The 24863-nt window shown below is 35.4% G+C and carries 26 protein-coding genes and 1 pseudogene; 19 read left to right on the plus strand and 8 right to left on the minus strand.

The window, feature by feature from the left end; genetic code table 11:
- Positions 1 to 291: 291 nt before the first annotated feature.
- Together GI584_RS04255 and GI584_RS04260 are read left to right on the plus strand one after the other, a co-directional pair.
- A complete protein-coding gene (locus GI584_RS04255; RefSeq protein WP_100361866.1) occupies positions 292 to 1299 on the plus strand; it encodes a DUF3231 family protein in 1008 nt (335 codons plus the stop codon).
- Between the two features lie 164 nt (positions 1300 to 1463).
- Positions 1464 to 1583 (plus strand): annotated as a pseudogene (locus GI584_RS04260) (SDR family NAD(P)-dependent oxidoreductase); the annotation flags it as partial.
- 139 nt (positions 1584 to 1722) lie between these two features.
- On the opposite strand, the gene GI584_RS24355 reads toward GI584_RS04260, so the two are convergent.
- The 3 genes from GI584_RS24355 to GI584_RS04270 are packed head-to-tail and all read right to left on the minus strand — an operon-like array spanning position 1723 to position 3449.
- Positions 1723 to 2175 carry a CBO0543 family protein gene (locus GI584_RS24355; RefSeq protein WP_407647395.1) on the minus strand — a complete coding sequence of 151 codons (453 nt, stop codon included), beginning with the start codon at positions 2173 to 2175 and terminating at the stop codon, positions 1723 to 1725.
- 14 nt (positions 2176 to 2189) lie between these two features.
- Positions 2190 to 2654, minus strand: coding sequence for a hypothetical protein (locus GI584_RS04265; protein ID WP_153790363.1), 465 nt, complete (start codon positions 2652 to 2654; stop codon positions 2190 to 2192).
- A gap of 6 nt (positions 2655 to 2660) precedes the next feature.
- Complete coding sequence (locus GI584_RS04270; RefSeq protein ID WP_100361863.1) at positions 2661 to 3449, minus strand: hypothetical protein; 789 nt, start codon at positions 3447 to 3449, stop codon at positions 2661 to 2663.
- A 354-nt stretch (positions 3450 to 3803) separates the two neighbouring features.
- Between GI584_RS04270 and GI584_RS04275 the strand changes: the two genes are divergently transcribed.
- The 5 genes from GI584_RS04275 (at position 3804) to GI584_RS04295 (ending at position 8698) form a co-directional block, all read left to right on the plus strand.
- On the plus strand, positions 3804 to 4427 hold the full coding sequence (locus GI584_RS04275; protein WP_153790364.1) for a TetR/AcrR family transcriptional regulator: 624 nt from the start codon (positions 3804 to 3806) through the stop codon (positions 4425 to 4427).
- Between the two features lie 65 nt (positions 4428 to 4492).
- Entirely contained in the window at positions 4493 to 5395 is a 903-nt protein-coding gene (locus GI584_RS04280; protein ID WP_194842118.1) for an alpha/beta fold hydrolase, read from the plus strand.
- A 250-nt stretch (positions 5396 to 5645) separates the two neighbouring features.
- Complete coding sequence (locus GI584_RS04285) at positions 5646 to 5846, plus strand: cold-shock protein (RefSeq protein WP_153790366.1); 201 nt, start codon at positions 5646 to 5648, stop codon at positions 5844 to 5846.
- Positions 5847 to 6108: 262 nt separating this feature from the next.
- Complete coding sequence (locus GI584_RS04290; RefSeq protein ID WP_153790367.1) at positions 6109 to 7551, plus strand: DEAD/DEAH box helicase; 1443 nt, start codon at positions 6109 to 6111, stop codon at positions 7549 to 7551.
- A gap of 475 nt (positions 7552 to 8026) precedes the next feature.
- Positions 8027 to 8698, plus strand: coding sequence for a deoxynucleoside kinase (locus GI584_RS04295; RefSeq protein ID WP_194842119.1), 672 nt, complete (start codon positions 8027 to 8029; stop codon positions 8696 to 8698).
- A 234-nt stretch (positions 8699 to 8932) separates the two neighbouring features.
- Here GI584_RS04295 and GI584_RS04300 read toward each other — a convergent pair whose 3' ends face one another.
- Together GI584_RS04300 and GI584_RS04305 are read right to left on the minus strand one after the other, a co-directional pair.
- Positions 8933 to 10024 carry a copper resistance D family protein gene (locus GI584_RS04300; protein WP_153790368.1) on the minus strand — a complete coding sequence of 364 codons (1092 nt, stop codon included), beginning with the start codon at positions 10022 to 10024 and terminating at the stop codon, positions 8933 to 8935.
- The gene (locus GI584_RS04305) at positions 10021 to 10587 is read right to left on the minus strand and encodes a copper resistance CopC family protein (protein WP_153790369.1); all 567 of its coding nucleotides are present in this window, start codon (positions 10585 to 10587) and stop codon (positions 10021 to 10023) included. The genes GI584_RS04300 and GI584_RS04305 overlap by 4 nt, the downstream gene beginning before the upstream one ends.
- Before the next feature lie 337 nt (positions 10588 to 10924).
- On the opposite strand from GI584_RS04305, the gene GI584_RS04310 reads away from it, so the two are divergent.
- From GI584_RS04310 to GI584_RS04320, 3 genes are all read left to right on the plus strand, one after another.
- A complete protein-coding gene (locus tag GI584_RS04310) occupies positions 10925 to 12835 on the plus strand; it encodes a PTS mannitol transporter subunit IICBA (protein ID WP_153790370.1) in 1911 nt (636 codons plus the stop codon).
- Between the two features lie 88 nt (positions 12836 to 12923).
- The gene (locus tag GI584_RS04315; RefSeq protein ID WP_153790371.1) at positions 12924 to 15002 is read left to right on the plus strand and encodes a BglG family transcription antiterminator; all 2079 of its coding nucleotides are present in this window, start codon (positions 12924 to 12926) and stop codon (positions 15000 to 15002) included.
- Positions 15003 to 15007: 5 nt separating this feature from the next.
- Positions 15008 to 16147, plus strand: a complete 1140-nt coding sequence (locus GI584_RS04320) for a mannitol-1-phosphate 5-dehydrogenase (RefSeq protein WP_153792908.1) — start codon at positions 15008 to 15010, stop codon at positions 16145 to 16147.
- Between the two features lie 18 nt (positions 16148 to 16165).
- On the opposite strand, the gene GI584_RS04325 is transcribed toward GI584_RS04320, so the two are convergent.
- A complete protein-coding gene (locus GI584_RS04325; RefSeq protein WP_100361854.1) occupies positions 16166 to 16591 on the minus strand; it encodes an Lrp/AsnC family transcriptional regulator in 426 nt (141 codons plus the stop codon).
- 115 nt (positions 16592 to 16706) lie between these two features.
- On the opposite strand from GI584_RS04325, the gene GI584_RS04330 reads away from it, so the two are divergent.
- Positions 16707 to 17468 carry an MBL fold metallo-hydrolase gene (locus tag GI584_RS04330; RefSeq protein ID WP_153790372.1) on the plus strand — a complete coding sequence of 254 codons (762 nt, stop codon included), beginning with the start codon at positions 16707 to 16709 and terminating at the stop codon, positions 17466 to 17468.
- A 161-nt stretch (positions 17469 to 17629) separates the two neighbouring features.
- Positions 17630 to 18625, plus strand: a complete 996-nt coding sequence (locus GI584_RS04335) for a quercetin 2,3-dioxygenase (protein ID WP_153792909.1) — start codon at positions 17630 to 17632, stop codon at positions 18623 to 18625.
- A 100-nt stretch (positions 18626 to 18725) separates the two neighbouring features.
- On the opposite strand, the gene GI584_RS04340 is transcribed toward GI584_RS04335, so the two are convergent.
- Entirely contained in the window at positions 18726 to 19622 is an 897-nt protein-coding gene (locus GI584_RS04340) for a PhzF family phenazine biosynthesis protein (protein WP_153790373.1), read from the minus strand.
- Positions 19623 to 19762: 140 nt separating this feature from the next.
- Between GI584_RS04340 and GI584_RS24205 the strand changes: the two genes are divergently transcribed.
- Both GI584_RS24205 and abc-f read left to right on the plus strand, forming a co-directional pair.
- Positions 19763 to 19891, plus strand: a complete 129-nt coding sequence (locus tag GI584_RS24205; RefSeq protein ID WP_267902838.1) for an RAxF-45 family protein — start codon at positions 19763 to 19765, stop codon at positions 19889 to 19891.
- 181 nt (positions 19892 to 20072) lie between these two features.
- On the plus strand, positions 20073 to 21956 hold the full coding sequence (gene abc-f, locus GI584_RS04345; RefSeq protein ID WP_153790374.1) for a ribosomal protection-like ABC-F family protein: 1884 nt from the start codon (positions 20073 to 20075) through the stop codon (positions 21954 to 21956).
- 330 nt (positions 21957 to 22286) lie between these two features.
- On the opposite strand, the gene GI584_RS04350 is transcribed toward abc-f, so the two are convergent.
- On the minus strand, positions 22287 to 22688 hold the full coding sequence (locus GI584_RS04350; RefSeq protein WP_153790375.1) for a hypothetical protein: 402 nt from the start codon (positions 22686 to 22688) through the stop codon (positions 22287 to 22289).
- A gap of 148 nt (positions 22689 to 22836) precedes the next feature.
- On the opposite strand from GI584_RS04350, the gene GI584_RS04355 reads away from it, so the two are divergent.
- From GI584_RS04355 to GI584_RS24285, 5 genes are all read left to right on the plus strand, one after another.
- Positions 22837 to 23271, plus strand: coding sequence for a hypothetical protein (locus GI584_RS04355; RefSeq protein ID WP_153790376.1), 435 nt, complete (start codon positions 22837 to 22839; stop codon positions 23269 to 23271).
- A 95-nt stretch (positions 23272 to 23366) separates the two neighbouring features.
- A complete protein-coding gene (locus GI584_RS04360) occupies positions 23367 to 24092 on the plus strand; it encodes a DUF998 domain-containing protein (protein WP_153790377.1) in 726 nt (241 codons plus the stop codon).
- Positions 24093 to 24257 (plus strand): hypothetical protein, encoded by a 165-nt coding sequence (locus GI584_RS23770; protein WP_194842120.1) that lies wholly within the window; start codon positions 24093 to 24095, stop codon positions 24255 to 24257. It begins immediately after the preceding gene.
- A gap of 19 nt (positions 24258 to 24276) precedes the next feature.
- A complete protein-coding gene (locus tag GI584_RS24280; RefSeq protein ID WP_325063422.1) occupies positions 24277 to 24513 on the plus strand; it encodes a GNAT family N-acetyltransferase in 237 nt (78 codons plus the stop codon).
- Between the two features lie 35 nt (positions 24514 to 24548).
- Entirely contained in the window at positions 24549 to 24797 is a 249-nt protein-coding gene (locus tag GI584_RS24285) for a GNAT family N-acetyltransferase (RefSeq protein WP_325063423.1), read from the plus strand.
- Positions 24798 to 24863: the final 66 nt, after the last annotated feature.

Consider the following 24863-nt stretch of genomic DNA (forward strand, 5'->3'; position numbering starts at 1 on the left):
AATTACGCTAGTTAAAAAATATATATGCTAATTAGACCCTGTTTTCATAAACGTTTGCGAATTCATAGTCTTTTTAATGTCTATCCCTTGTCATTTTCAATGTTCTTCTAAATTTTTCAGTCTTTTTAGCATAACTTTATTTTAATGCTAACGGTGGAATGAGAATTGAGGGGTGGATTTTCTAGAAGTTTATTTTAATTGTCAGAGGAGAGAAAAGAAGTGATGTTATCTTATATTTTTCTTATTCTAGGGAATGTTAGTATTGGATGAATTGATATAGGAGGTTATCAATTGGAACATAATCACGACAATATTAAATTAACATCTGCTGAAGTGTCATATTTATGGAATACTTATCTTGGTGACAGTTTGTCTATTTGTGTCTTTAAGTATTTTCTTGAACACGTCGAGGATAAAGAAATTAAAACAATCACAACTCACGCATTAGATTTATCTCAGCAACATATTGAGACTATTCAAAGCATCTTTTTAAATGAGGGAATACAGATTCCACAAGGTTTTACTGAACAAGATGTAAATCTAAAATCCAAACGATTATTTACGGATGTTTTTTATTTGAAATATATAAAGAATATGACAAAGGGTGGTCTAGCTACTTATGGAAGGCTTTTACAGAATATTTACCGCCACGATATACGTTCTTTTTTTTCAAAATGTCTAACATCTACTATCGAACTGGATACAGAAGTTGTACGGCTTTTATTAGAAAAAGGAATAGCAGCGTGTCCACCAACTATTCCATATCCACAAAAAATAGAGTTCGTACATAAACAGTCATTTTTCTTAGAAGGACTTGGTAGAAGAGATGCACTTACCGGAGCAGAGGTAGCTAATCTACATTCAAATATCGAAACAAATCAATTAGGGACAAGTCTTGCTATTGCTTTTAGCCAAGTTGCTCAATCTAATAAAGTACGTAAGTTTATTTTGAGAGGAAATGATATAGCATCTAAACATATAAAAGTTTTTAGTAGCTATTTAGAAATGAACTCACTTCCCGTTCCTATGTCGTTTGACCAAGAAGTAACTGAATCAACAGAGTCTCCTTTTTCTGATAAGTTAATGCTATTTCACTTTGGTCTTATGATTTATGCTGGTATTGGGAATTATGGAGTAGCTATATCTGAAAGTCGGAAAAGTGATTTAGTTGTGGATTATACACGACTAACAGCAGAGATTTTGAAATTATCTGAGGACTTTGCCAACATTATCGTTGCAAATGAGTGGTTAGAACAACCCCCATTATCTGCTAATCGAAAAGACTTAACAAAGGGTTAAACTAAGGTGACGAATAAAAACAAAAGCTAATATGATGCATTGCCGTTCCTAGTTTTGGTCAGTTATTTTAATTTATAAATATGTGGAAGGTATTCTAATAATTTCTTTAGAGATTTTGGTGAATGTCCAAGATCAATGGCTCTCGTGCTTTTGCAGCTATTTAACATGTTGCACCTTATATGGCAGAACAGAACAAAGGATCTATCGTAAATATTTCATCTTATACAGCACAAGTTGGTCAAGGTTTTAACCATTATTCAGCTTCTAAAGGTATTTTTCGTGCATTTTAGAAACTGCTCAAATCAATAGTGAAAAGAGCTTACATTTGTCTCATGTTGTTATAATTCATATTTGGTGTTTAATAGTATTATGTTTAGGTCCTTTGTTCCTTTTGCTCCTTAATAGCCAGCAGTGTAAGCAGTTTTATTTATGGTTTAACTTTTGAATGAATTTCCAATGAATTATAAGGATTAGAAAGATGAAAGGGTATAATAATGCCGAATACCAAAGTTTCCAGCTAGTGTAGTAAAAAAATTCTGTCTGCAAAGAAACCCATTCGAAAAAAGTTGAAAATGCAGACCATAGTAAGATATAGAGAATTTTATTCCATATCTTCCTATTAGAAGGGTAAAAGTTTAGAAATAAAAAACTAATGGAGGGAAAGTACAAGATTATTCCTAGCAATCCAAGCCAATCAAATCCTTCTTGAAAATAACCATACAAATGATAATGTAGGTTAAGTATTATATCAGTTGAAAGTCCATATACAAAAGCAAAAATAGAAGTGGCATAAATTTCTATTTTACTTAGTCTTCTGGGAACAAAAAATGCAATTAAGTTGAATAGTATAAAAATAACAAAAATGAGGATCCACACATCAGTATTCCTTTCTATTTGGAGGTTACTTTAGCTACTCCAATCGCAAAGTGATTCCACAGTATATTTTCTACTAATTCTGCTTGTGTTTCTTCACACTCAATGATTACAATAACTTCTGAATGTTTTCCTTTTAATAATCTTTTCTTTTTTTTAATAACCCGTTCAGTAAAAAGACGAATAATAACCCCGATAACGAAGCCAATGAATGCACCGATTAACCCCCAATATATTGGACCTAATGCTAGTTCAAAACCGATACTAGCTCCAACTACAGAGAAGGCTGTTGCAAGTGCTAAACCAATATCAATAAGAGAAGTGCCGTCTGAACGATGTAGTGTATCAAATAATTTTCGTTCTTCTTTTCGATTATCAAGTGGAACAGCATATATATTTTCTTTCTTAATTCCTTTTTTCTCAAGCATAGAAATAGCCATTTCTAAATAGATCGTATTTTCTAATGTTGAAAATAGCTGCATTTTTAATCACTTCACTTTTTGTCCTTTGAGAACCTGAAAATTAGTGTCTTGATAATAGGCTCTTAAATATGTTCTTTGTTCTTTTTCATAAAGTTTGTTGTTTTCGACTGTTGCTGAATAAGAGTCATAAATCGCAAAGCCATACAGGGACGGGAAAAACAATAACCATTCTGGATTTAAGATTGTAGTTGCTTTTTGGATTTCTCCCAAAAATAAATAAGTTACTGCCTCAAGAGCATGAGATTGATAAAAAAAGATAACAGCCCAAATGACAACAAAAGCTGCCGTTAAAATTCGATGGATATAAAGTTGCCCTAGACCTGGCATAAATAACGACCATATAAAAGCTAATAAAGGACTTCTCTTATCTAAGTAGTTTATTTCTAGCGGTGATAAGATAAAAGAGTTGAACCGATGATTTTCCCTTTCGACCAATATGTAAACTTTATTCAAATCTACTGTCGTTCGATAGCTATCCCAAATGGCGAAAAGGTAAACAGGAATATAAATAAGCAGCCATCGTGTATCCAAAATTTCTTTAGCCATGTCAATTTTCCCTTGAAACGAATAAATCATTGCGAGGTTAAGATTAGATTGGACGTTGACTATAACTTCCCAGATAAACAATAAATAACCTCGTATATATTTGGAAAGCAATAAATGCCCGAATCCAGGGCATGCCATACTCCACCAAGCAACAATATATGGATTCCTTAGATGGATTTGAGTAGTTCCTAATATACTGACATGTGCCTCGTATCTTCTTGCTGTATTGTCATTATTATAATTTTGCATTTTAAAAATCCACCTAAAAAAGTTTTCTTTACAATGATTTACATTAAATACAAGATATATACCTCTTTGATATGAGCTTTCGTATATCACCTTTAATGGGAAAGTTCGGACTTGAATTGACAGTTGGACGATCTACTTTTTGGAATGGTGGATTTCTTTGGCCGTCTTTGCACATTTCTTGTGTCTAACCCTTGTCATCCAATCCAATAATTACTCCAATTTTTTAATTCCGTTTTTTTTAGCAAAAACCTTAGTAGTATTGTCTGCTGTTCAGTATTGACCTATCAGGTAAATGAAGATATAATGTGGTTGATCTAACAGGTAAATATAAAAAATATAAGTGAGGTGGTTATCATGCTTCCAAAAATTTTCAATTTGGAATCCAAAAGAAGGCATGTAATTTTAAACGCAGCCTTAAAAGAATTCGCCATGGAGGGATTTGATGAAGCATCAACAAATGTTATTGCAAAAGAGTCTGGGATTTCAAAAGGGTTAATGTTCCACTATGTAAATAGCAAAAAGGATCTTTTTCTATTCCTTTATGATTACTGTGCTGACATGATTAATAAAGAATATCTTAATTTAATGAACTTTAACGAAAAAGATATTTTTGAAAAACTAAGAAAATCATATCTTCTACAGATTGAGTTATTGCAAAAGCATCCTTGGATTTTCGAATTTATTAAGATTAATGCTATTACGAAATCTGATGAAATCAATAAGAAGTTAGAAGAAAGAGTTAACGAGAAGCAATTATTATGTCATGAGACAATGTTTGATGTCGTTGATGAATCTAAATTCAGAGAGGGGCTGGACGTTAAAAAATGCAAACAGCTTATTTTTTGGTCGAATATTGGTTTTACAAATCAAATATTAGAGGACATTAGAAACTCAGAAGTCACTGAATTGGATTATGACAATATTCTTGCAGAACTTGATGGTTACCTAAATGAACTTAGGAAAATCTATTATAAATAGAAATTAATTATGGGAGGGTAGATACAGTGATGAAATATAATACAAACACACACAGGGGAGATAAGTTGCCGATCGGAAGGTTATACAACGTGGAAGAACGACGCTTGTTACTCGAATGTTCTGGGACTGGGAGTCCAACAGTAGTATTTTTACCGGCAGCAGGCATGATCGGACTTGACTATCTAAATATCCATCATAAAATTAGTCAGCGAACAACATCAGTGATCTATGATCGAGCGGGAACGGGCTGGAGCGATCAGGTCAAACTTCCTCGAAATGCACTTGAGGTCACTGACGAATTGCGAATTCTTTTGCGTACAGCTGATGTACCAGCTCCCTATCTGTTCGTTGGTCACTCGTTAGGTGGAATATACGCACGCCGATACGCCCAACGATTTCCAGATGAGGTAGCTGGAATGCTTCTTCTAGAACCGCCTCACGAAGACTTTCTCACCAATACACCAAAGTTAAAGAAACGCCACTTATTTCAGCAGATTTTCCCTATTCTCCGTACACTCCTAACCTACAAGCAAACCTTTCGAGGTTTATTTGAGCAGATGCTTGCAAGTTGGCCAGATTCGATACGTGATCGGCTGATTAAATACCATCTCAGGACATTAATGAAAACGATTGAGGAAAGGAAAAACTTGAACAGCGAGCTCTATAACGAAGTTCGTAAAGGAAGAGACATACCTGATATTCCGTTGATCGTGTTTACAGCGATGGGAGTGGACCCATTCATGACTCCGTTCACGAGTAAATCATTCCTCCATGCCACTATAGATCCATTCAATAAAGTTAAAAATAAGACGTATTCAAAATTAGCAAATTCAGTTCCAAGTGGGGAGCATCGTATACTAAATAACGCCGGACATACTACGATCCACACTGATTGTCCAGATGAAATGGTCGAAGCGGTCTGTGACTTACTTGATAGTGTAGACAGTTCAGGGAGTAAATTGTCTTAACTTTTAAATTAAATTTTTTGTTCAACAGGGTAATCATACTATTTTCTCGGCACGATACGTAGACTCAAAATAGAACTCGTAACCAAATATTAGTTGCTATTCCAAACATTATCTGTTATGCTAAGTATAGATTATTTTTGTTCGGTGTTGGTCTGAGAGGAAAGAGTAAATTTTGCGCTTTTCACCTTTTATCTAAATTGAGCAATAATAGTATTAAATTGTGGAAATATCCACATAGGAGGAAATTATTATGCAACAAGGTACAGTTAAATGGTTTAATGCAGATAAAGGTTTCGGTTTTATCGAAGTAGAAGGTGGCGAAGATTTATTCGTACATTTCTCAGCTATTCAAGGTGACGGTTTTAAAACTTTAGAAGAAGGTCAAACGGTTACGTTTGATACTGAAGAAGGTCAACGTGGACTTCAAGCTACTAACGTTAATAAAGCATAATAAAGTAATGATTAAAGGGCTCTATCCATAGAGTCCTTTTTCTTTTTTAGTAGAGAGAATAAACTTTCCTCCATTGCATAAGTGCAACTAACTTAGGCTTTTGCCATTCAGTTTAATGATAATCTAAGTAATCCAATCCTTTACAGACGAAGAGCCTAGGTTACGCAACAAGTTAAAGGTGCGTTCGCTCTTCTTATATTTGAATATGATTAATGGTCTGCGCAAATAGTATAAGTAAATCTAACATAAATGAGGGTAACAAATGAACGAAATAAATTTTGAGAGCTATCAATTAAGTGATGAAATAAAAAAAGCACTAGATGTATTAAAATACAATACGCCTACAAAGGTACAAAGTGAAGTTATTCCACGAGTATTGGAAAATCAAGATTTAATAGTGAAATCTCAAACCGGAAGTGGAAAGACTGCTGCTTTTGGTATTCCTATCTGTGAAAAAATGGTATGGGAGGAAAATAAGCCACAAGCATTAGTGCTAACTCCAACAAGAGAGCTAGCTGCTCAAGTTCGTGAAGATATAACCAATATCGGCAGATTTAAACGAATAAAAGCATTAGCTGTATATGGCAAAGAACCATTTGCTATTCAAAAGGATGAACTGAAACAAAAAACACATGTAGTTGTTGGTACACCAGGTCGAGTAATGGACCATATCGAACAAGAGACATTAGACTTAGAGCAAATAAAGTATCTTGTCATTGATGAAGCAGATGAAATGCTTAGGATGGGCTTTATAGATGAGGTAGAAGCTATCATCAAACAGGTACCACCAAACAGAATAACGATGTTATACTCTGCAACCATACCAAAAGAAATTGAAAAGCTCTGTCATAAATATATGCAAGATCCCATAAATGTCGAAATTTCAACAGAGGTCACAACTGACCGTATTGAGCACAGTTTATTTGAAGTGAAAAAAGATTTAAAAATGGATCTACTCAAGGATGTGACCATTGTTGAAAATCCAGATAGTTGTATTATCTTTTGCAACACACAAGATCAAGTAAAGGAAGTATGGACTGAACTAGAACAAGCTCATTACGCTTGTGAACAGATTCATGGTGGACTAGAGCAAGAAAAACGATTTGCTGTAATGGAAGGCTTTAAAATGGGGGAATTTCGTTATCTTGTAGCAACAGATGTAGCTGCAAGAGGCATAGATGTGGATAATGTGTCTCTCGTTATTAACTTTGATGTTCCAATGGAAAAGGAAAGCTATGTACACCGAACAGGAAGAACAGGTCGTGCAGGTAATAAAGGGAAAGCAATCACATTTGCAGCTGATTTTGAAGGGAAATACTTACGACCAATAGAGAAATATATTGGTTTTGCGCTCCGTAGACGGGAGCTACCTTCGAAAGAGGAAGTAAGGGAAGTAAAAGTAGACTTCGATAAAAAAATGACGGAAAGACGCATTGTGAAAAATAATAAAACAGCGAGAATTAATCAAGATATTATGAAGCTACACTTTAATGGCGGTAAAAAGAAAAAAATCCGGGCGGTGGATCTTGTCGGTACTATTTCCAATATACCAAATGTCACAGCAGATGATATCGGGATTATTACCATTAAAGATAATTGGTCTTATGTTGATATTTTGAATGGCAAAGGATCTTTAGTTTTGGAAGCGATGGAACATACAAAAGTCAAAGGTAAAAGATTAAAAGTAAGTAAAGCGATGAAATAGAATATCTAACGCTGTATGATTAACTTTAATTACTAAATCGCAAAATTAAGTCCTAAATTGAATAATGAGTAGTTTTTCCGGCTAAGGTTATTTTGACTTTGGCCTTTTTATTTGTTTTTTTACTTAAAAACTTCGATCTATATATAGTGTTGGATAGAAAATGGAATGGCCATATAATGTGTTCAGGGTTACAAGCGTCTGTGGTATAATATACTGGTTGCTTTTCTGCACACGTATAGAAAGAACAAATTGGAACATGATATCCCTTTTCTAAATGGATTGTACAAGCTTATATTTTTTTGATAAGTTCGAAGGTTCATATGGAGTCAAGCGGTTAATTGCTTGACTATTCCGTATTAATAAAAGCATAGAGAATCCAGTTGCTCTGGAACCATAAATCAAATGCGTTCTTTTTTTCATAATAAAAGGGAAATAAAAATGCGGGTTCTAGATTTTTAAAGGAGAGCTTAATAGGATGAAAGACTTTTATATTGATTGTCTAAAAAGGTTAAAAAGGACAGAAGGAGATGGATGGAAAATGATTACGATAGATGGGGTAGTAGGTGTAGGAAAAACAACTTTAATGGATATAGTTGTAGAAGAGTTAGGGTATACACCATTTGAAGAACCCGTTGTGAATAATCCGATTTTAGATAGATTTTATTATGACCGGGAACGGTACAGTTTTCCGTTACAAGTATTCTTCTTAAATGAGCGTTTCAAACATATAAAAAATGCTAGTAAACTTAACCAGGCTGTACTGGACCGTTCGATTTATGGAGATGTTATTTTTGCAAAAATGCTAAAAGATAGCGGAGAAATGTCTGAAGAAGAATTCAACATTTATTTAAGTTTATTCAAAAATATGATAGAACATTGTCAACCTCCAGCATTAATGATATACCTTGAAATATCAACAGATGAAGCGATTCGTCGTATTAACAAACGTGGCAGAAGCTATGAAGTCGATACGGAAGATGCGTATTGGGAAAGGTTGAATAAAGAGTACAAAGAATATTTTGAAGTATATGACGCTTCACCTGTTTTGAAAATTAATGTAGATAGATTGGATTTTGAGAACAATCCAGCAGATCGTGAATATGTCATAGCTCAAATAAAAAAAGAATTAGATGTACTAAACGTATAGAAGTTAAAATACGAGAGTATAGTGACGAGCGATATAAACTGTGTTAGTGAGAGTGCGAAGGGTCTTACTGCATAGTTTTTCACTTTCATAGTACTTCACCTGTAATTAAAAGACCACACATGTTCACATAAACAATTTGTATCAAAGAAATCGTATTTATTCCTTACTTTTCTAATCATTTAAAAGATCACTCAAGATTTACCTGAGTGATCTTTTTAGACTTTTCCAATTCCTTTACATCGTAACAGCATTCATTAGTCCAAGGTACAGACTTATGGCAGAAAGTCCGGCCATTACAAGAGCCAAATAAGGAGAAGTTCTTTGGGCGAAAGTGTAGAGAATACAGCCTAAAAACAATAGACCTACTAGTAAGAACAATACACTTAGTCCGTTTAGTTCTAAGATTAAATCTGTAGTGGCTGGAACAGAAGCAAATGTCTGAAATAAAATAGACGATTCTCCTGTTGTCAGTGTCTGTTCTATATTATGTGGTGGTTCTTGCTCAGTCATAGATGCCGTTACTGCAATAACAGTTATAATAATGACACTTTCTGCGCGCCACCAATTCCTCGGAGAATATTGTGCATCCTTCTTTACTCTTTTTCGAATGAGCACGCTATTGATAAAGGCGAAAAAGAGAATCGGAATAAACAACAAAAACTTCCATAATAATGATTGGCCATATGGTAATGTCCACGAATCAACGATACTTTCGTTTAAGAAATAGTTCATAAACATTCCCGATAAAGCTAAAATAGCTACACAGCCAATGGCAAACGGGGTGAACCAGCTAATGAACTCCTGCCAGTTGTCATCATTTTGCGAGAACCAACTGGTGATTAATAATACACCAATCCATGCGCTAACAGCAATATAATGAAACAGATGTGCTGCTGCTCCAGGATAGCTTCCCATACTAGCTGAATGCCCAACAGCAGCCTGCGTAAATAACATCCCGAAAGTTAAGAAAATCCCCAGAGTATACAAAATTGGAAGTGTAGCATTTTGACGTAACACGAACAATAAAATGAGAAATAAGAGAGTTAACAAGCTTAATGCCAGCCAAGCATGTCCTAGCGCAATATTGCTTATAACATAACCTATACTTGCAACAATAGACTCTTCCCTGTAATTGTTCAGTGTGAAAGCCAGATCTAACAATGAAATGAATGAAAGTAAAGGGATAAGAATAATGGCTATAGCCAATGTTTTCTTTGGCATGACGACAGATGTTTTCATATCCTTAGGAATAACCCCAAGTAGACAACTTCCCATAAGAATGGCAAAACAAATGTATAGCAAGCCATTACTTATCGATACAATCATTTTCTCTTCTTCCTAAGCATAAGAATGGCGAGAATAGCAACAACAATAAGAACAATGGCGATCACAGCTATTAGTGTGGAATTTTCATTCGCTTCATCAGTACTGTCTTTTGTCACATTTTCTTCTACCTGATCAGATTCAGTTGCTTCTTCTTCGGTAGCTTCTTCTGATGCTTCTTCTGTTTCCTCGACTACGTCTTCTTCCTCTACATTTTTAAATTGGTAAGACAGCTCTTGTTCCATCACATGTCCGTCTTCACCAGCAATACTGTAAGAGAGCGTGTAATTCCCATCTTCCATTTGATCTGGTAGAGTGACAACGAGCGTGTCCGCTGGTTCATGGGTAACTTTCTCTACCGGTAATTCCTCCCCATGCTCATGTGTTAAGGTGATTTCATTTAGTTCTTGGACTGTCGATTCAAACATTAACGTAATGGTTCCCGTATCTTCATTCAAGACCGAATTTTCTTCTGGATCTGAGGTTTCTAGGTGGGTATGTGCACCAACTGCAGTTGGGAAAGCAATCAGTAATACAATACTAAAAAATAAGAGTCGTTTAACCATTTCACATCTTCCTTCCTGATTTCTAGTAATATATCTCTTTTATAACAGACTTATACCTCTTATACTATGGACAAATTGCAACAAATTCATGATGAAAATATGAAGGATGCAGTTGATGAGTTCAAAACAGAATCGAATTGTTTGTGTCGTTATAAGAGAATCATTGACACCAAGGAGACCAAACAATGTCTGTATAAATCCTATTCTGTCAAGAAAAAATAGGTTTGTCATAAACCTCGCGACAAAGTTAGTTTTCAAGTATCTTGAAGGTAGGATAACTGTGTCATATGATTTAAATAGAGGGATATAAAAAACTACATGGAAAGGGAGAAATATAATGGCTCAGTCAAACATAAAGGTAAAAGTCCAACAGTTTGGTAACTTCCTTAGTTCTATGGTAATGCCAAACATCGGTGCATTTATTGCATGGGGACTTATTACTGCGTTATTTATTGCAGATGGTTTTCTTCCGAATGAAAACCTTGCAAAATTAGTTGATCCAATGGTGTTTTACTTACTACCATTGTTAATCGGTTACACAGGGGGTAAATTAATTCATGATCAGCGTGGTGGTGTCGTAGGTGCGATCGCTACAATGGGGGTTATTGTAGGCGCTCCAGATACACCGATGTTCTTAGGTGCCATGATCATAGGGCCGCTTGGTGGTTACGTGATTAAAAAGTTCGATCAAGCAATGGAAGGCAAAATTAGATCTGGTTTTGAAATGTTGGTGAACAACTTTTCTGCTGGTATTCTTGGTGGATTACTTGCAATTCTTTCATTCTTAGCTATTGGTCCAGCAGTAAATGGATTTACCCAACTACTTGTTGCAGGTGTGGATTGGTTAATTGGTGTAGGTCTATTACCATTAACAAGTATCTTTATCGAACCTGCCAAAATCTTATTCTTAAATAATGCAATCAATCATGGAATTCTTTCTCCAATTGGTTTAGAACAGGCTAGAAGTACAGGTGAGTCTATTCTTTTCTTATTAGAAGCAAACCCGGGACCAGGTCTTGGTGTATTATTAGCATTTATGTTGTTTGGAAAAGGAAGCGCAAAACAGTCTGCTCCGGGAGCAGGAATCATTCATTTCTTTGGGGGTATTCATGAAATTTACTTCCCATATGTATTGATGCGCCCAATGCTGTTAATTGCTGTTATTCTAGGTGGTATGAGTGGAATTTTCACCTTAGTGCTACTTGGTGGAGGTTTATCGGCTCCTGCATCACCTGGTAGTATATTTGCGATTGCTGCAGTTACACCTGGAAAAGCAAGTGTTTACTTTGCCAACTTTGCTGCTGTAATCGTAGCTACGATTGTTTCGTTCGTTGTTTCTGGATTTGTGTTAAAATCAGGTAAACAAGATGATGAAGATATTGAAGAAGCAACAAAAAAAATGCAAGAAATGAAAGGGAAGAAAAGTTCGGTGGCTGGAGCAATTCAGGCCAACCAAGGTATTTTACCAGAAGATGTGAATAAGATTGTCTTTGCTTGTGATGCTGGAATGGGATCAAGTGCAATGGGAGCTTCCCTGCTACGTAAAAAAGTGAAAGCAGCAGATCTAAATGTTTCTGTCACCAACACTGCCATTAGTAACTTACCGGATGATGCACAGGTGGTTATTACGCAAGAAGAGTTAACACCGCGTGCAAAAGGTAAATTACCTAGTGCTTATCACATTTCAGTAGATAACTTCTTATCAAGTCCGGAATATGACAAGTTAATTGACAGTTTACAAAATGGTGTCATTGAAGAACTAGCTGAAGTGGTTGAAGACACAGAAGCAAATGTAACTGGTGCAGATCATGATCACGATGATGACGACTTGTTACGAGAAGAAAACATCTTCCTTAATCAGGAATTTGCTACGAAGGAAGAGGCCATTCGTTTTGCAGGTGAAGTGTTAGTCAAAGCCGGCTACGTAGAAGATAGTTATGTCGATGCGATGATCGATCGCGAAAATGTAACTTCGACTTACATGGGAAATAATGTGGCAATTCCACATGGTACAGAAGAAGCGAAAAAAGCGGTATTACGTTCAGGATTTACTGTTCTTCAAGTTCCTAATGGCGTTGATTTTGATGGTCAAGAAGCGAAACTAATCTTTGGAATCGCAGGAAAAGATGGTACGCATTTAGACATTCTTTCTGGTATCGCAGTGGTTTGTTCAGATGAAGAAAATATTGAACAGATGGTACAAGCGAAAACAACGAAAGAATTGCTAGACATTATCAATAGCAAATGATTAAAAAGAGTAGAAAGATGGTATGTTACTGTCTTTCTATTCTGTTATATTACCTGAGATCAATTTATAAGAGAAACGAGTGGGTAGCATGTTTATTACGTCAAGAGAAAAATCAATTATTGATTTAGTAATGAAGACGTCTGGTAAGCACACACCACGTTCACTTGCTAGCTATCTCCATGTAAGTGTGAGAACTGTACAACGTGATTTAAAGGCTGTGGGAAACATCTTGAAGTCCTTTGAATTACAATTGAGGCGCACAACCAATGATGGTCTAATGATTGATGGAAAAAATGAACATATTTTTAAGCTAATGCAGCAGTTGTACCATGTACATCCAACAGATGAAACACCAGAAGAAAAAAAGTTGCAACTACTCATTATATTATTACATGAAGGATCGTTTTTTAAGGCGCAGGTCCTGGCAAAACAACTTGGAGTAAGTGTTACAACGCTTGCTTCCTATTTGGATGATGTGACTGATTGGTTAGAGAAATTTTCAATAGAATTGACACGAAAAAGAGGTGTCGGTGTAAGTATAGATGGTAGAGAAGCGAATATGCGTAAAGCATTAGCTACTTATTTCCTGTTTCATTTTCACGAAGAGCTATTAGAAAGTCTGTATCTATTGCAGAAGAATAATCATTTAGATGGACCTGTACTCGGTTATTTTCCTCCGAATTACCTGGTTTTAATTGATGAAATGGTTCATCATTTGTTTGATAGAGGACAGACACGGTTAGCTGATAATGATTATTTGGGGCTTATCGTTCACATTGCGATTACGTTGCAACGGGTAGAGAATGACTTCTTGTTGGAGGAAGAAACGGACTCAGAAGATGAAGATTCAACAAGACCGTTCCAGTTGATTAGCCAGCTATGTGACGATTTAAAATCCGAATTATCGATCCCATTAACAAAGAAAGATGTTCATTATTTGGATGTAATTCTAAAAGGGTCTAAACTACAAGATTCTGAGACGATAGACTATGACAGTATTATGCTCGGACAGATTATTAAGAATATCATTCAAGATATTTCAAGCCAATTACACGTTGATTTATCACGAGATTTTTCGTTATTTCAGGGACTGCTAGCCCATTTGGAGCCTTCCATCTTTCGGTTAAAGCATCAGATGGGATTGTTTAATCCATTAACAGAGCAAATAAATAAGAAATATCTGGTTTTATTCATGGCTGTTCGGAATAGTCTGGAGAAAGAATTTCCTGACATCAGCTTCCCAGATGATGAAATTGCCTTTATCGTTCTTCACTTTGGCTCTGCATTATTAATGAATGAGGAGAAGACAACGATACATGCTGTTGTCGTTTGTCCAACAGGGATAGGCACTTCCAAGATGCTGGCAAGTCGTATCCAGAAAGAATTTACGGAAATCAATTCCGTCGAAATCAAATCAATGAAAGAAATGGAAAAATCGAATTTAGATGAGTTTGATATTGTTATTTCTACTGTTAGGCTTCCATTTGATGATGTTCACTATATTTTGGTGTCGCCTTTATTAAGTGATGAAGACATTCAGATGATTCGCAGCTTCTTGCAGAGTAATATTCAACAACTAACTGGTAAGAAGAAGTATGTGAAAGATAGTGGTAAAGAGACTAGACAAGAACCATCAAGCTTGCAAGATGTTTTACAGGAAATGAAAGATGTCCAAACCAGTATCGAAGCAATCCTGGATAATTTCCGTGTATACCGGAAGTCTAACGAAGACTATAGGCAAGTGTTAAAAGAGATGGTAGGAGAATTAGAACAAGAAGGATTAATCACAGATGCTGCGAGAGTTTTTCAAAAGCTACAGGACAGGGAGAAAATAGGAGGCCTAGGCATACCGGATACGAATATGGGTTTATTTCATTGCCGAGATGCCAGTATTCACGAGCTTATTTTTCAAATATGTCATTTAGAGCATCCTTGTGTGATTAAAGGAATGGATGGCAAGGAAGTACAGTTAAAAAATCTACTGTTAATGCTATCTCCTGAAAAGCTAAGTTTCAAAGAACAAGAAATACTAAGTCTCATTAGTACGAGTCTGATTGAGAATGACACAGCGTTGATGATTTTTTCGTCTTCGAGTGAAGAAATGATTAAAGGCAAGTTAGAGGATTTATTTTCAGACTACCTTCAAAATAAATGGATAAAGGAATGATCGTAATGAAACAGGCAGTTCATTTTGGTGCCGGAAACATCGGTAGAGGATTTATCGGAGCATTATTTTCCGAGTCAGGATATCATGTAACTTTCGTTGATATCGCTGATCAAATCATCAATCAATTAAATGAACAAAAGAGTTACCAAGTAAAATTAGCAACAGATAAACAGGAAACAACTACAATCAATAATGTATCAGGACTAAACAATATGGCGCAGGAAAACGAGGTTATTGAGACAATTACAAACACAACCTATTTGACTACTGCGATCGGTCCTAACATTTTACCAAGAATTGCACCACTTATTGCACGTGGTATCTCGGAACGTGTGTACCAAACAGATGAACAGCTATATGTGATTGCTTGTGAAAACCAGATTGGAGCAACTGACATTTTAAAACAACATATTTTAGACAATCTTGATGAAGATACGAAAGAAAGGCTAGAAGGAAGAGTGAAATTCTTTAACTCTGCTGTTGATCGTATCGTGCCAATTCAAGAAGACAATGATTCACTTGATGTGTTGGTGGAGCCTTATTATGAGTGGGTCGTGGAAGCAGAAGAAGATATTCCAGCCGTTGAAGGAATGACAATTGTTGTTGAGCTTGCTCCATTTATCGAGAGAAAGCTATTTACGGTTAATACAGGACATGCAGTCATTGCTTACCTTGGTTACTTGAATGGAAAGCCAACTATTGATAAAACATTAGCGGATGAAGCAATAGAGAAACAAGTGGAAGCAACGTTAAAAGAGACTGGTGATTACCTAGTTAAGCAGTATGGTTTAGATAAAGAGGAGCACTTTAAATACATTCAAAAGATTGTTCGTCGATTCAAAAATCCGTATTTAAATGATGGTGTAACAAGAGTAGGACGTGCTCCAATTCGAAAACTAGGACCAGAAGATCGCTTGGTTCGTCCAGCAACAGAAGCACAAAAAGCAGGATTACAGTTTACTAACCTATCTAAAGCTATTGCTGCTGCTTTACTATTTGATCATCAAGAGGATGAAGAAGCGGTAAAACTTCAAGCAATGATTGAAGAAAACGGAATTGCCAAAGTGTTGCAGGAAGTGAGCAATCTTACAGAAGATAGTGACGTTACGCAAGAAGTTGTGAAACAATATGATTTGTTAAAATAACACAAAAAAGGTTCAGCCTTAAAAGTTAGCTGAACCTTTTGTTATTACAATAGATAATTTATAATTCGCATATTTATTTAAATCTTCTAGAAAGTTATCCAGTATTTCATGTGATGGAAATTTACATTCAAGCATGTAACAGCCTTCACCGCTAATTTTATAGTTATTAATGAGGTATTGCTTTTGTGTTTTGATAAAAGCAAGATAAGGCTGGTGACTTATACTTTGTGTAATGATCGTTATGAAAGCATGTATAGAACAACCTAACTTGGCTTGATTAACCTTTATCGTGTAACCTTCAATAACACCACTGTCTTCCAGTTTGGCAACCCTATCTGCAGTAGCTTGGCCAGTTAAATGTACTTTTTCGCCCAATTCCTTCATTTTTATCCGACTGTTGTTGGACAGTTCTTCTAAGATTCGTATATCCGTACTATCTAACATTTTTTTATCCTTTCATTAATCAAGTTAATTAGCCAAAAGACTTGATTTTATCCATGTATTTATGAATAGATCTTAATATAAAATAGATGTAAATAAAAGCAAAGGAGTTTTAAAAATGCAGATACAACAAATTCGAAATGCAACATTAGTAGTCCATTATGAAGGAAAGAAATTCTTAATTGATCCATTTCTAGCTGACAAAGGTACTTACCCGCCGTTACCAGATTCAGTAAGACAAGATCAAATGAATCCTTTAGTTAGCTTACCAATATCAGTTGAACAAATCATAGAAGATATTGATGCAGTAATTGTTACACATTTACATTTAGATCATTGGGATGACGCTGCTAAAGAGGTACTTCCAAAAGATATCAAATTGTTTTCACAAAATGAAGAAGATGCTTCAGAAATAAAAAATGCTGGCTTTACCAATGTGGAAGTCTTACAAGTAGATACTGTCTTTGAAGATATTCAATTAGTGAAAACGAAAGGTGAGCATGGTAGAGGAGAAATATTAAAAATTGCCGGTCAAGTATGTGGTGTTGTCTTTAAACATGCAAATGAAAAAACATTATATATAGCAGGGGACACGGTTTGGTATGACGGCGTACAGCAAGAAATCGAAACACATCAACCAGAAGTTATTGTTGTAAATGCTGGAGATAACCAATTTTTTGAAGGTGGTTCTCTAGTGATGGGCAAAGAGGATGTCTATCAAGTGTATCAAGCTGCTCCCAATGCGAAAATTATTGCTAGTCACATGGAAGCTGTCAATCATTGGACACTATCAAGAGAAGAATTAATAAGCTTTGCAGATGAAAAAAAAATATCCTCAAATGTCTTGGTTCCAGAGGATGGAGAAGAATACTCATTTTAAAGACGAAAGCAGAAAGAATTTTTTCTTTCTGCTTTTATTTTTTTTGATAATTGTTTCAGCAGAAGCGATAGTGTTTGAATAGAGCCCTCATATATTTTAGAATTAAATAGAATAGTAAAATTTGGTAAGAAAGGAGCGATATTGTGCAATCAACTATCTTTATGGAATTACCTATGAAGAAAACACCTTATTTACTTCGAAGTGGTGAGGGAAAGCGATATCTTTTTGGGAGACAAGTAGCTACTGTTATGGCTGATATGACAAGTACAGAGAATAAGTTTGAGATTGTGTTGGTTTCAGGTGGAAAAGGGGATGGATTTCCTTTTCACATTCATGATCAAACATATGAAGGAATTTTACTACTCGATGGCAAGCTTGAACTTTCCATAAATGAAGAGAATTATTTACTTTTACCTGGAGATTATGCACATATTCCACCAGGAACAATCCATAGTTATCGAATGCAGAGCCATAGAACAAGATTTGTATCATATACGGCAAAAGGAGAAACAGCAAACCTGTATTCAATCATTGGGCAACCATATCAAAAGATAGAACGTCCTCCACTGGTTAGTAACAAAATTCCACATGAGAAGTTTATGGAAGCTTCGAATTCCATGGATGTTAGATTTCTGTGGGATCGGGAAATTGGAAATGCAAAACTAGTCGATAATAATGAACTTCCTGATAACATAATCCCTTATGTGCTTGAGTCTGGAGAAGGGGATCGTTTAGTAGCTGGTGATCAACTGCACAGAATTATTGCATCTCAAAAAAATACAGATGGTCATTTTATTATCGTTGCTAGTGAAGGTCCAAAGGGAGAAAAGATTAACGATCATTACCATGAACACCATACTGAAACATTCTTTTGTCTTGAAGGGAAAATGACCATGTGGGCAAATGGTGAGGAAATTCAAATGTACCCTGGGGATTTTCTTCACGTACCGGAGAACATCATTCACTCCTATCGCTTTGATTTCCATTATACCAAGATGATAGGTTTATTAGCGACTGGCCTGTTTGAACCATTCTTTAGGACTTTAGGAGACCCATATGAGCATCACATTTTCCCTAGTGAACCAAAGCAAATACGATTTGACAGAGTTTTAGATAATATAGATAAGTTAGATTTGAAGTTTGTCAATCAAGATTAAAAGGTTCTATTGTTTCCATAAATCGTGGGGGGAGAAATGATTATCCTCCCCATTTATTACTAATATCACTATCTAAACTCCTATCATCTTTCGTGTATTTTCACTCTAGTAATACCTGAAAATCTTCCACCAAAACTGCACTACCGGTAATTTCAATATCAAAAGAATTTTTTTGCTTTGAAACATGAACGATAACCCGACCATCTTTGTTTATTTCATGGCCTTGTTCGATTAATAGTTCCAGAGATTCTTGGAAGTTGGTATCTATGTATTTAGCATAATAAGCACCCATTACCCCTGAAGCAGTTCCTGTTACAGCGTCCTCAATCGTACCTGAATAAGGAGAAGAGAAGTGCCGTGCATGCATGTCAGCGTGGATATCATAAGTATCCATACAGAAGGGATGAACTGATGCTTTTGGCATTTCCTTTAATATAGCAGGAAATTCTTTATTATTTGGTTTCATTTCCTTAAAAGCTTTTAATTCTATAATTGGCACTAATAACGTCCAGGTTCCAGTACTTCCATATAAAACTGGTAACTCATCATGAAGATCAGATTCATCTAATCCGATAGCTTTTGCTAGCTCCTGCTTTGAACCATTAAATGCTTTGAATGTTGGGGGAGCCTGTTTCATTGTAATAAGGAATTCGTCTTTTTCAGTTGAATGAAGGATAACAGGTAAAATCCCTGCCTTCGTTTCAATTGTAAGACTTGTTTTATCTCCAAGTAAGCCCTTTGATTTTAAAGCATAAACAGTCGCCATTGTTGCATGACCGCATAAATTCATTTCGTGGCCTGGCGTGAAAAAGCGTATTTTTAAGTCTGCAATATCAGATTTAACCGGAAAAGCTGTTTCATTAAATCCAACTTTAAAGGCAATTTCTTGCATTTCTTCTGCAGACAATTCGTCACCGTTTAATACTACACCGGCCGGATTTCCCTTACCAGGCTTTTTACTAAACGCATCGTAATGATAAACCTTTATTGACTTCACTATACATTCCTCCATTGTTCAAGATAGAGATTTACCATTAATTATACTTAAATAACTAATTACTAGTTAGTAAAAGCTTGAAAAAAATCCCTCCAAGTAATAAAATATAAATAACTTAAACGAACGGAGGTGGTGGTAAGATGTTGAATCAAGCTGTTTTAGTGTACGGTTATTGGACTGAATTTCTTTATTTTAACCGTGCAAAATTTGCGATTGAAGTTGTTAACGGGATACGTATGTCCTTTTTTAACAATTCAATAGCAAGCTAAAACGGTGAAAACATCTCTTACCCCACCTATATGGACGGTTTGTAAGGAGAGCTTTTTCATGCTCTTCTTTTTTTATGGTTATAGAACGGAATTTTCGGAACTTCTATGACAAGTCTAATTTTGACGCTATGGGAAGATGTCTTCTCATAGCTTTTTTTATATTTATTAGGAGGACATCAAAATGATTGTATGTAGTGTAAATAAAATAGCGAAGATGCACGGAGGCAATTCGATTTTTGAAGATATAACATTTGAAATAAAAGAAAAAGAACGTGTTGGTTTAGTTGGACCCAATGGTAGCGGGAAAACGACTTTAATACGCTTACTGGCTGGCCTCGAGACTCCTGATACAGGACAAATCCATTGGCAAAAAGGAGCGAAGATCGGTTATCTTGAACAGATACCTCAGTACCAAGAGGCAACAACGGTAAAAGATGTATTAAGGTCTGCTTTTTCCTCTTTACTTCAAACTGAAGAAAAAATGAAGAGGTTAGAGATGGACATGAGCAAGGAGACAAACCCTGATAAACTGGAAAAACTCATCACTGATTATGGACAATTACAAGATCAGTTTAGCCTTAATGGTGGTTATGAAATAGAATCGCGAATTGAGGGAATTGTACAAGGTTTAAACATTCCGTTATTGCTAGATCAGCCTTTTTCAAAACTAAGTGGAGGAGAAAAAACAAAAGTCGGTCTAGGTTTAATGTTACTCCAACAACCTGACTTACTCCTTTTGGATGAGCCGACGAACCATTTAGATTTAATGGCAGTCGAGTGGCTCGGCAGTTTTCTCCAGGAATATAATGGTACAGTCCTTATCATTTCACACGACCGGTATTTTCTTGATGAGGTTGTGAATAAGATCATTGATTTGGAAGATGGAGAAGTAAATACCTATCATACTAATTTTTCAGGATTTGTTAAGGAAAAAGAGGCGAAGCTTTTACGAGAATTTCAAGCTTATGAGGAACAACAGAAGAAAATAAAAAAGATGAAGGAAGCAATCAAACGGTTGAGAGACTGGGCAAATAGAGCCAATCCCCCAAATGCTGATCTTCATAGAAGAGCTAGAAATATGGAAAGAGCGTTAGAAAGAATGGAAAAATTACGGCGACCAATATTAAACCGTAAAAAAATGAGTCTTCAAATGGATGGAGCAGATCGAAGTGGAAATGATGTGATCATCCTTAAAGAAGTTTCAAAAGCATTCGATGAAAAGCAGTTATTTCATGATCTTAATATGCATGTAACCTACCAGGAACGAGTAGCAGTTATCGGGGAAAATGGAACAGGTAAAACAACATTAATCAAACTAATCTTGCAACAACTGGAACCGGATAAAGGAATGGTGAGGGTAGGCAGTAATGTCAAAATTGGTTACCTTTCTCAGAATATCTTCTTTGATGTAAAAGACGAAACAGTTATCGAGACGTTTAGAGATGTGGTGAAAGTAGCTGAAGGAGAAGCTAGGAAGATTTTAGCAAGGTTTATGTTTTATGGATATGATGTTTTTAAAAAAGTTGCACAGCTTAGTGGGGGAGAAAGGATGCGTTTAAGATTGGCGCAAATGATGTATCAAGACATTAACTTGCTTATTCTGGATGAACCTACGAACCATTTAGATATTGATTCTAGAGAAGTGTTGGAAGAAACTCTGGAAGAATTTCAAGGTACCATATTAGCTGTGTCCCATGACCGTTATTTTCTTAATAAGCTATTTGACAAGATTTATTGGATTGAAGGAAAGAAGCTCTTTTGCTTTGAAGGTGACTATAATTGGGCAAAGCAGAAAATGGCTGAATTAAGGGAAAAAGAAATTCCGGAACATACGGAGAAAAAGAAGAAAACATCGGTACAGAAGGATTCAACATCAACTAATCAGCGTATAGAAAATAATAATTTTGAGAAAGCCTTAGAATTATTAGAAGAAAGAATTTCAACGATAGAAAAGAAACTGCTGGAAACGGAAGATTTGGAGATATTGCAACAGTTGTATCAAGAAAAAGAAGAAGTGGAGCATGAATGGGAGGAGCTTTGTGAGCAGTTAGAGAATCCTTATTAACTAAAAAGAGACTGCTTGATTTTTGACAAAAACACTCTCTTTCTTGGATAAACGATTATATCCAAGAAAGAGAGGCAAATATCCAAGGAAGCGGAGCATTAATCCAAGGAAGAGCTCACCACGCTCCTTGGAAAAAGCTCTCTCTTCCTTGGATAAATGATTATATCCAAGGAAGGGAGGAAGTTATCCCAGGAAGATGAGCATTAATCCAAGGAAGGGCTCACCTTCCTCCTTGGATAAATGATGATATCCAAAGAAGGGAAGCAGAAATCCAACGAACTGGTACTTAATCTATTTATTTTATTATGTTTTGTCCCGCTTTCTCGTTTTTTAGCTATGATTAATTTTACTGAATATAGTTGCGATTGCCCCTGTAATGCCTCCCCAGATTGCATTAGTAAACAACACACTAACAATTGCATAAGGATTAGTTAACGGTCCTTGTAAATGTCCCGTTAGAATTGGTGAGAAGATTCCGCTTATAATTATGGCTAAGATACCGTAACCTATCCCAACAAAGATTAATGTTAGTAGAGGTTGTGCTTCTTTCTTTAAAACAACTACGACGATCCACGTCAATGAAATGAGAATTGTTGCAGTGATACTAACGACTGGTTTTCCAATTGCCTCTGATATCCCAAACATACTCAAAAAAGGTCTTATAAGTGCTATTGATGAAAGAATGACAATAAGTTTCCAATTAAATGAATGATAAACATTTTGATTTGACATCAGTAATGACTCCTTTATATTTTATTTGTTACAAAAGATATACTAACCCCTATCCCTTAGAAAACAATAAATTATTTCTTAAATATTTCTTAAATGTGTATTGAATATCAAACAAGTTAACCGGGACACTAGTACAGAGGTGAAGCTGATGAAAAAAATAGTTGTACTGATATCCCTACTTATATTTGTCCTTGTACCAAATCAAATTTACGCACAATCTGAGGTGGCATGTCCCAAATTAGAAGATTTAAAGGACACAACCATCAAAAATAAGTATGAACTTTTAAAGGAGCTAAAACAAATTGTTGCTGATACATATGTAGAAGGTGAACATGGAGACTTGTACTCTGAATGGGAGTTAAGAACTGTTCTTCCTTTTCCAAAAACAGTTGGCAGAAAACAGGATGAAATATATTATGAGATGGCTAAAAACTTTTGCGGACAAGAAGTTGCGGATAAATCGTGGTTAGTAAGATTGTATTTCCCTAAGTGGGAAGGAGTAAGTGCTAGTGCTTTAGAAGGTCAAATCTTTTTAGCAAAAAATAAAGACGATGAGTGGTTTGTTTGGTTTAGGTATCATTAAAAAAAGGATTGCCGAGAGTGGCAATCCTTTTTTTATGAAAATGAATTGGAATTATATGCTAAAATGATTTTAAGAATATATTTGGTAGGGCTGCAATGTATACACCTTACATTTTGATGACTTTATTAACCATTATCGCATTTCTTATAGTTTTACTATTACGGAATCAACACAAGATAATTGCCGGAATTGGTTTTGTAAGTTGGATATCATTAAGTTTATATTTCGTTATTGAGTATATCGTTATTCAAGCAACTACTGCATCATACAATTTTCTTGAACAACCGATGAGTGACTTAGGTGTCACATCATGTGGGACGAATACCTATTCATTAGCACCGTATGAAATTTGTTCTCCCTACCACTTGTTGATGAATTGGACATTTACTGTTACAGGCATTGTTATATTCTTTGGCGCTATAGCTTTACATCAATTTTGGCCAGATAATAAGAAGACAAGAATAGCTACCTTATTATTGGTTATCTTTGGACTCAGCTATAACATTTCCGGTATTATTCCTGCTGATATAAATTTTCTTTGGCATACATTCGGTTCCATACCAGGTATGATTGTTCAAATTCCTGCATTGATACTTATAAGTATTGCTATTCGCAAAGTGAAGCCCAAACTAGCCATTTTTACTTTCATTAGTACGATAGTTACCACTTGCTCACTAATCTTTCTATTTTATCAACCTCCATTTATCAGTCTTCCAGGTGGTCTCTTACAAAGAATACTTTATGGATCGATCTATTTCTGGATGGCAATTACAGCGGTTGTTCTTTGGAGAAATATTAACTTTGAAAGGAGTGGAAGGTAAGTGAAACAATTCGAAAATAGAGTGGAAGACATTCAAATTCACTGGAAGGCTAATACTGATTTCAGTACAATAATGACTGAAAAATTAAATTCACTAGGTCGAGAAGGATGGGAACTGGCTGGGGTTAATGGAATGGTATTTTATTTTAAAAGAGAAGTAACTTGATATGGGAGGAGAAGTATGAGTGTTATTCCAAAATGAAAAGTTAAAAGTACGGAAGCTAGAAAAAAAGGATAGCTACCTATTAGCAAAATGGCTTTCCAATCCGTCGGTTCTGGAATTTTATGAAGGAAGAGACAATCCTTTTGATTTAGAAAAAGTTGAAAAAGCTTTTTATGATCATAAAGATGAAACAGTTAAGTGTATTGTTGAGTATGATAACAGAGAAATAGGGTATATCCAATTATCGATTAGACGATAGAAGAATATAGATATGTTGATGAGAATATTTTTGGCATGGATCAATTTATAGGTGAAGAAAAGTATTGGAATAAAGGTATTGGTACATTGCTTGTTTCTTCTATGGTTGCATTTTTAATTAAACATAAAAATCCAGATCGCATAGATATGGATCCCCAAACCACAAATACAAGAGCATTACATTGTTATGAAAAGTGTGGATTTAAAAAAGTTAGAATACTCTCAAATCATGAACTTCACGAAGGGGATTATCAAGATTGTTGGTTAATGGAATATCATAACTGACTCTCAATCAAGACTTAATAGTTTAATTGATTATTTGACGTGAGTATATAGACTTAATTGAGGTGT

The sequence above is a fragment of the Gracilibacillus salitolerans genome (assembly GCF_009650095.1).
Lineage (GTDB): Bacteria > Bacillota > Bacilli > Bacillales > Amphibacillaceae > Gracilibacillus > Gracilibacillus salitolerans.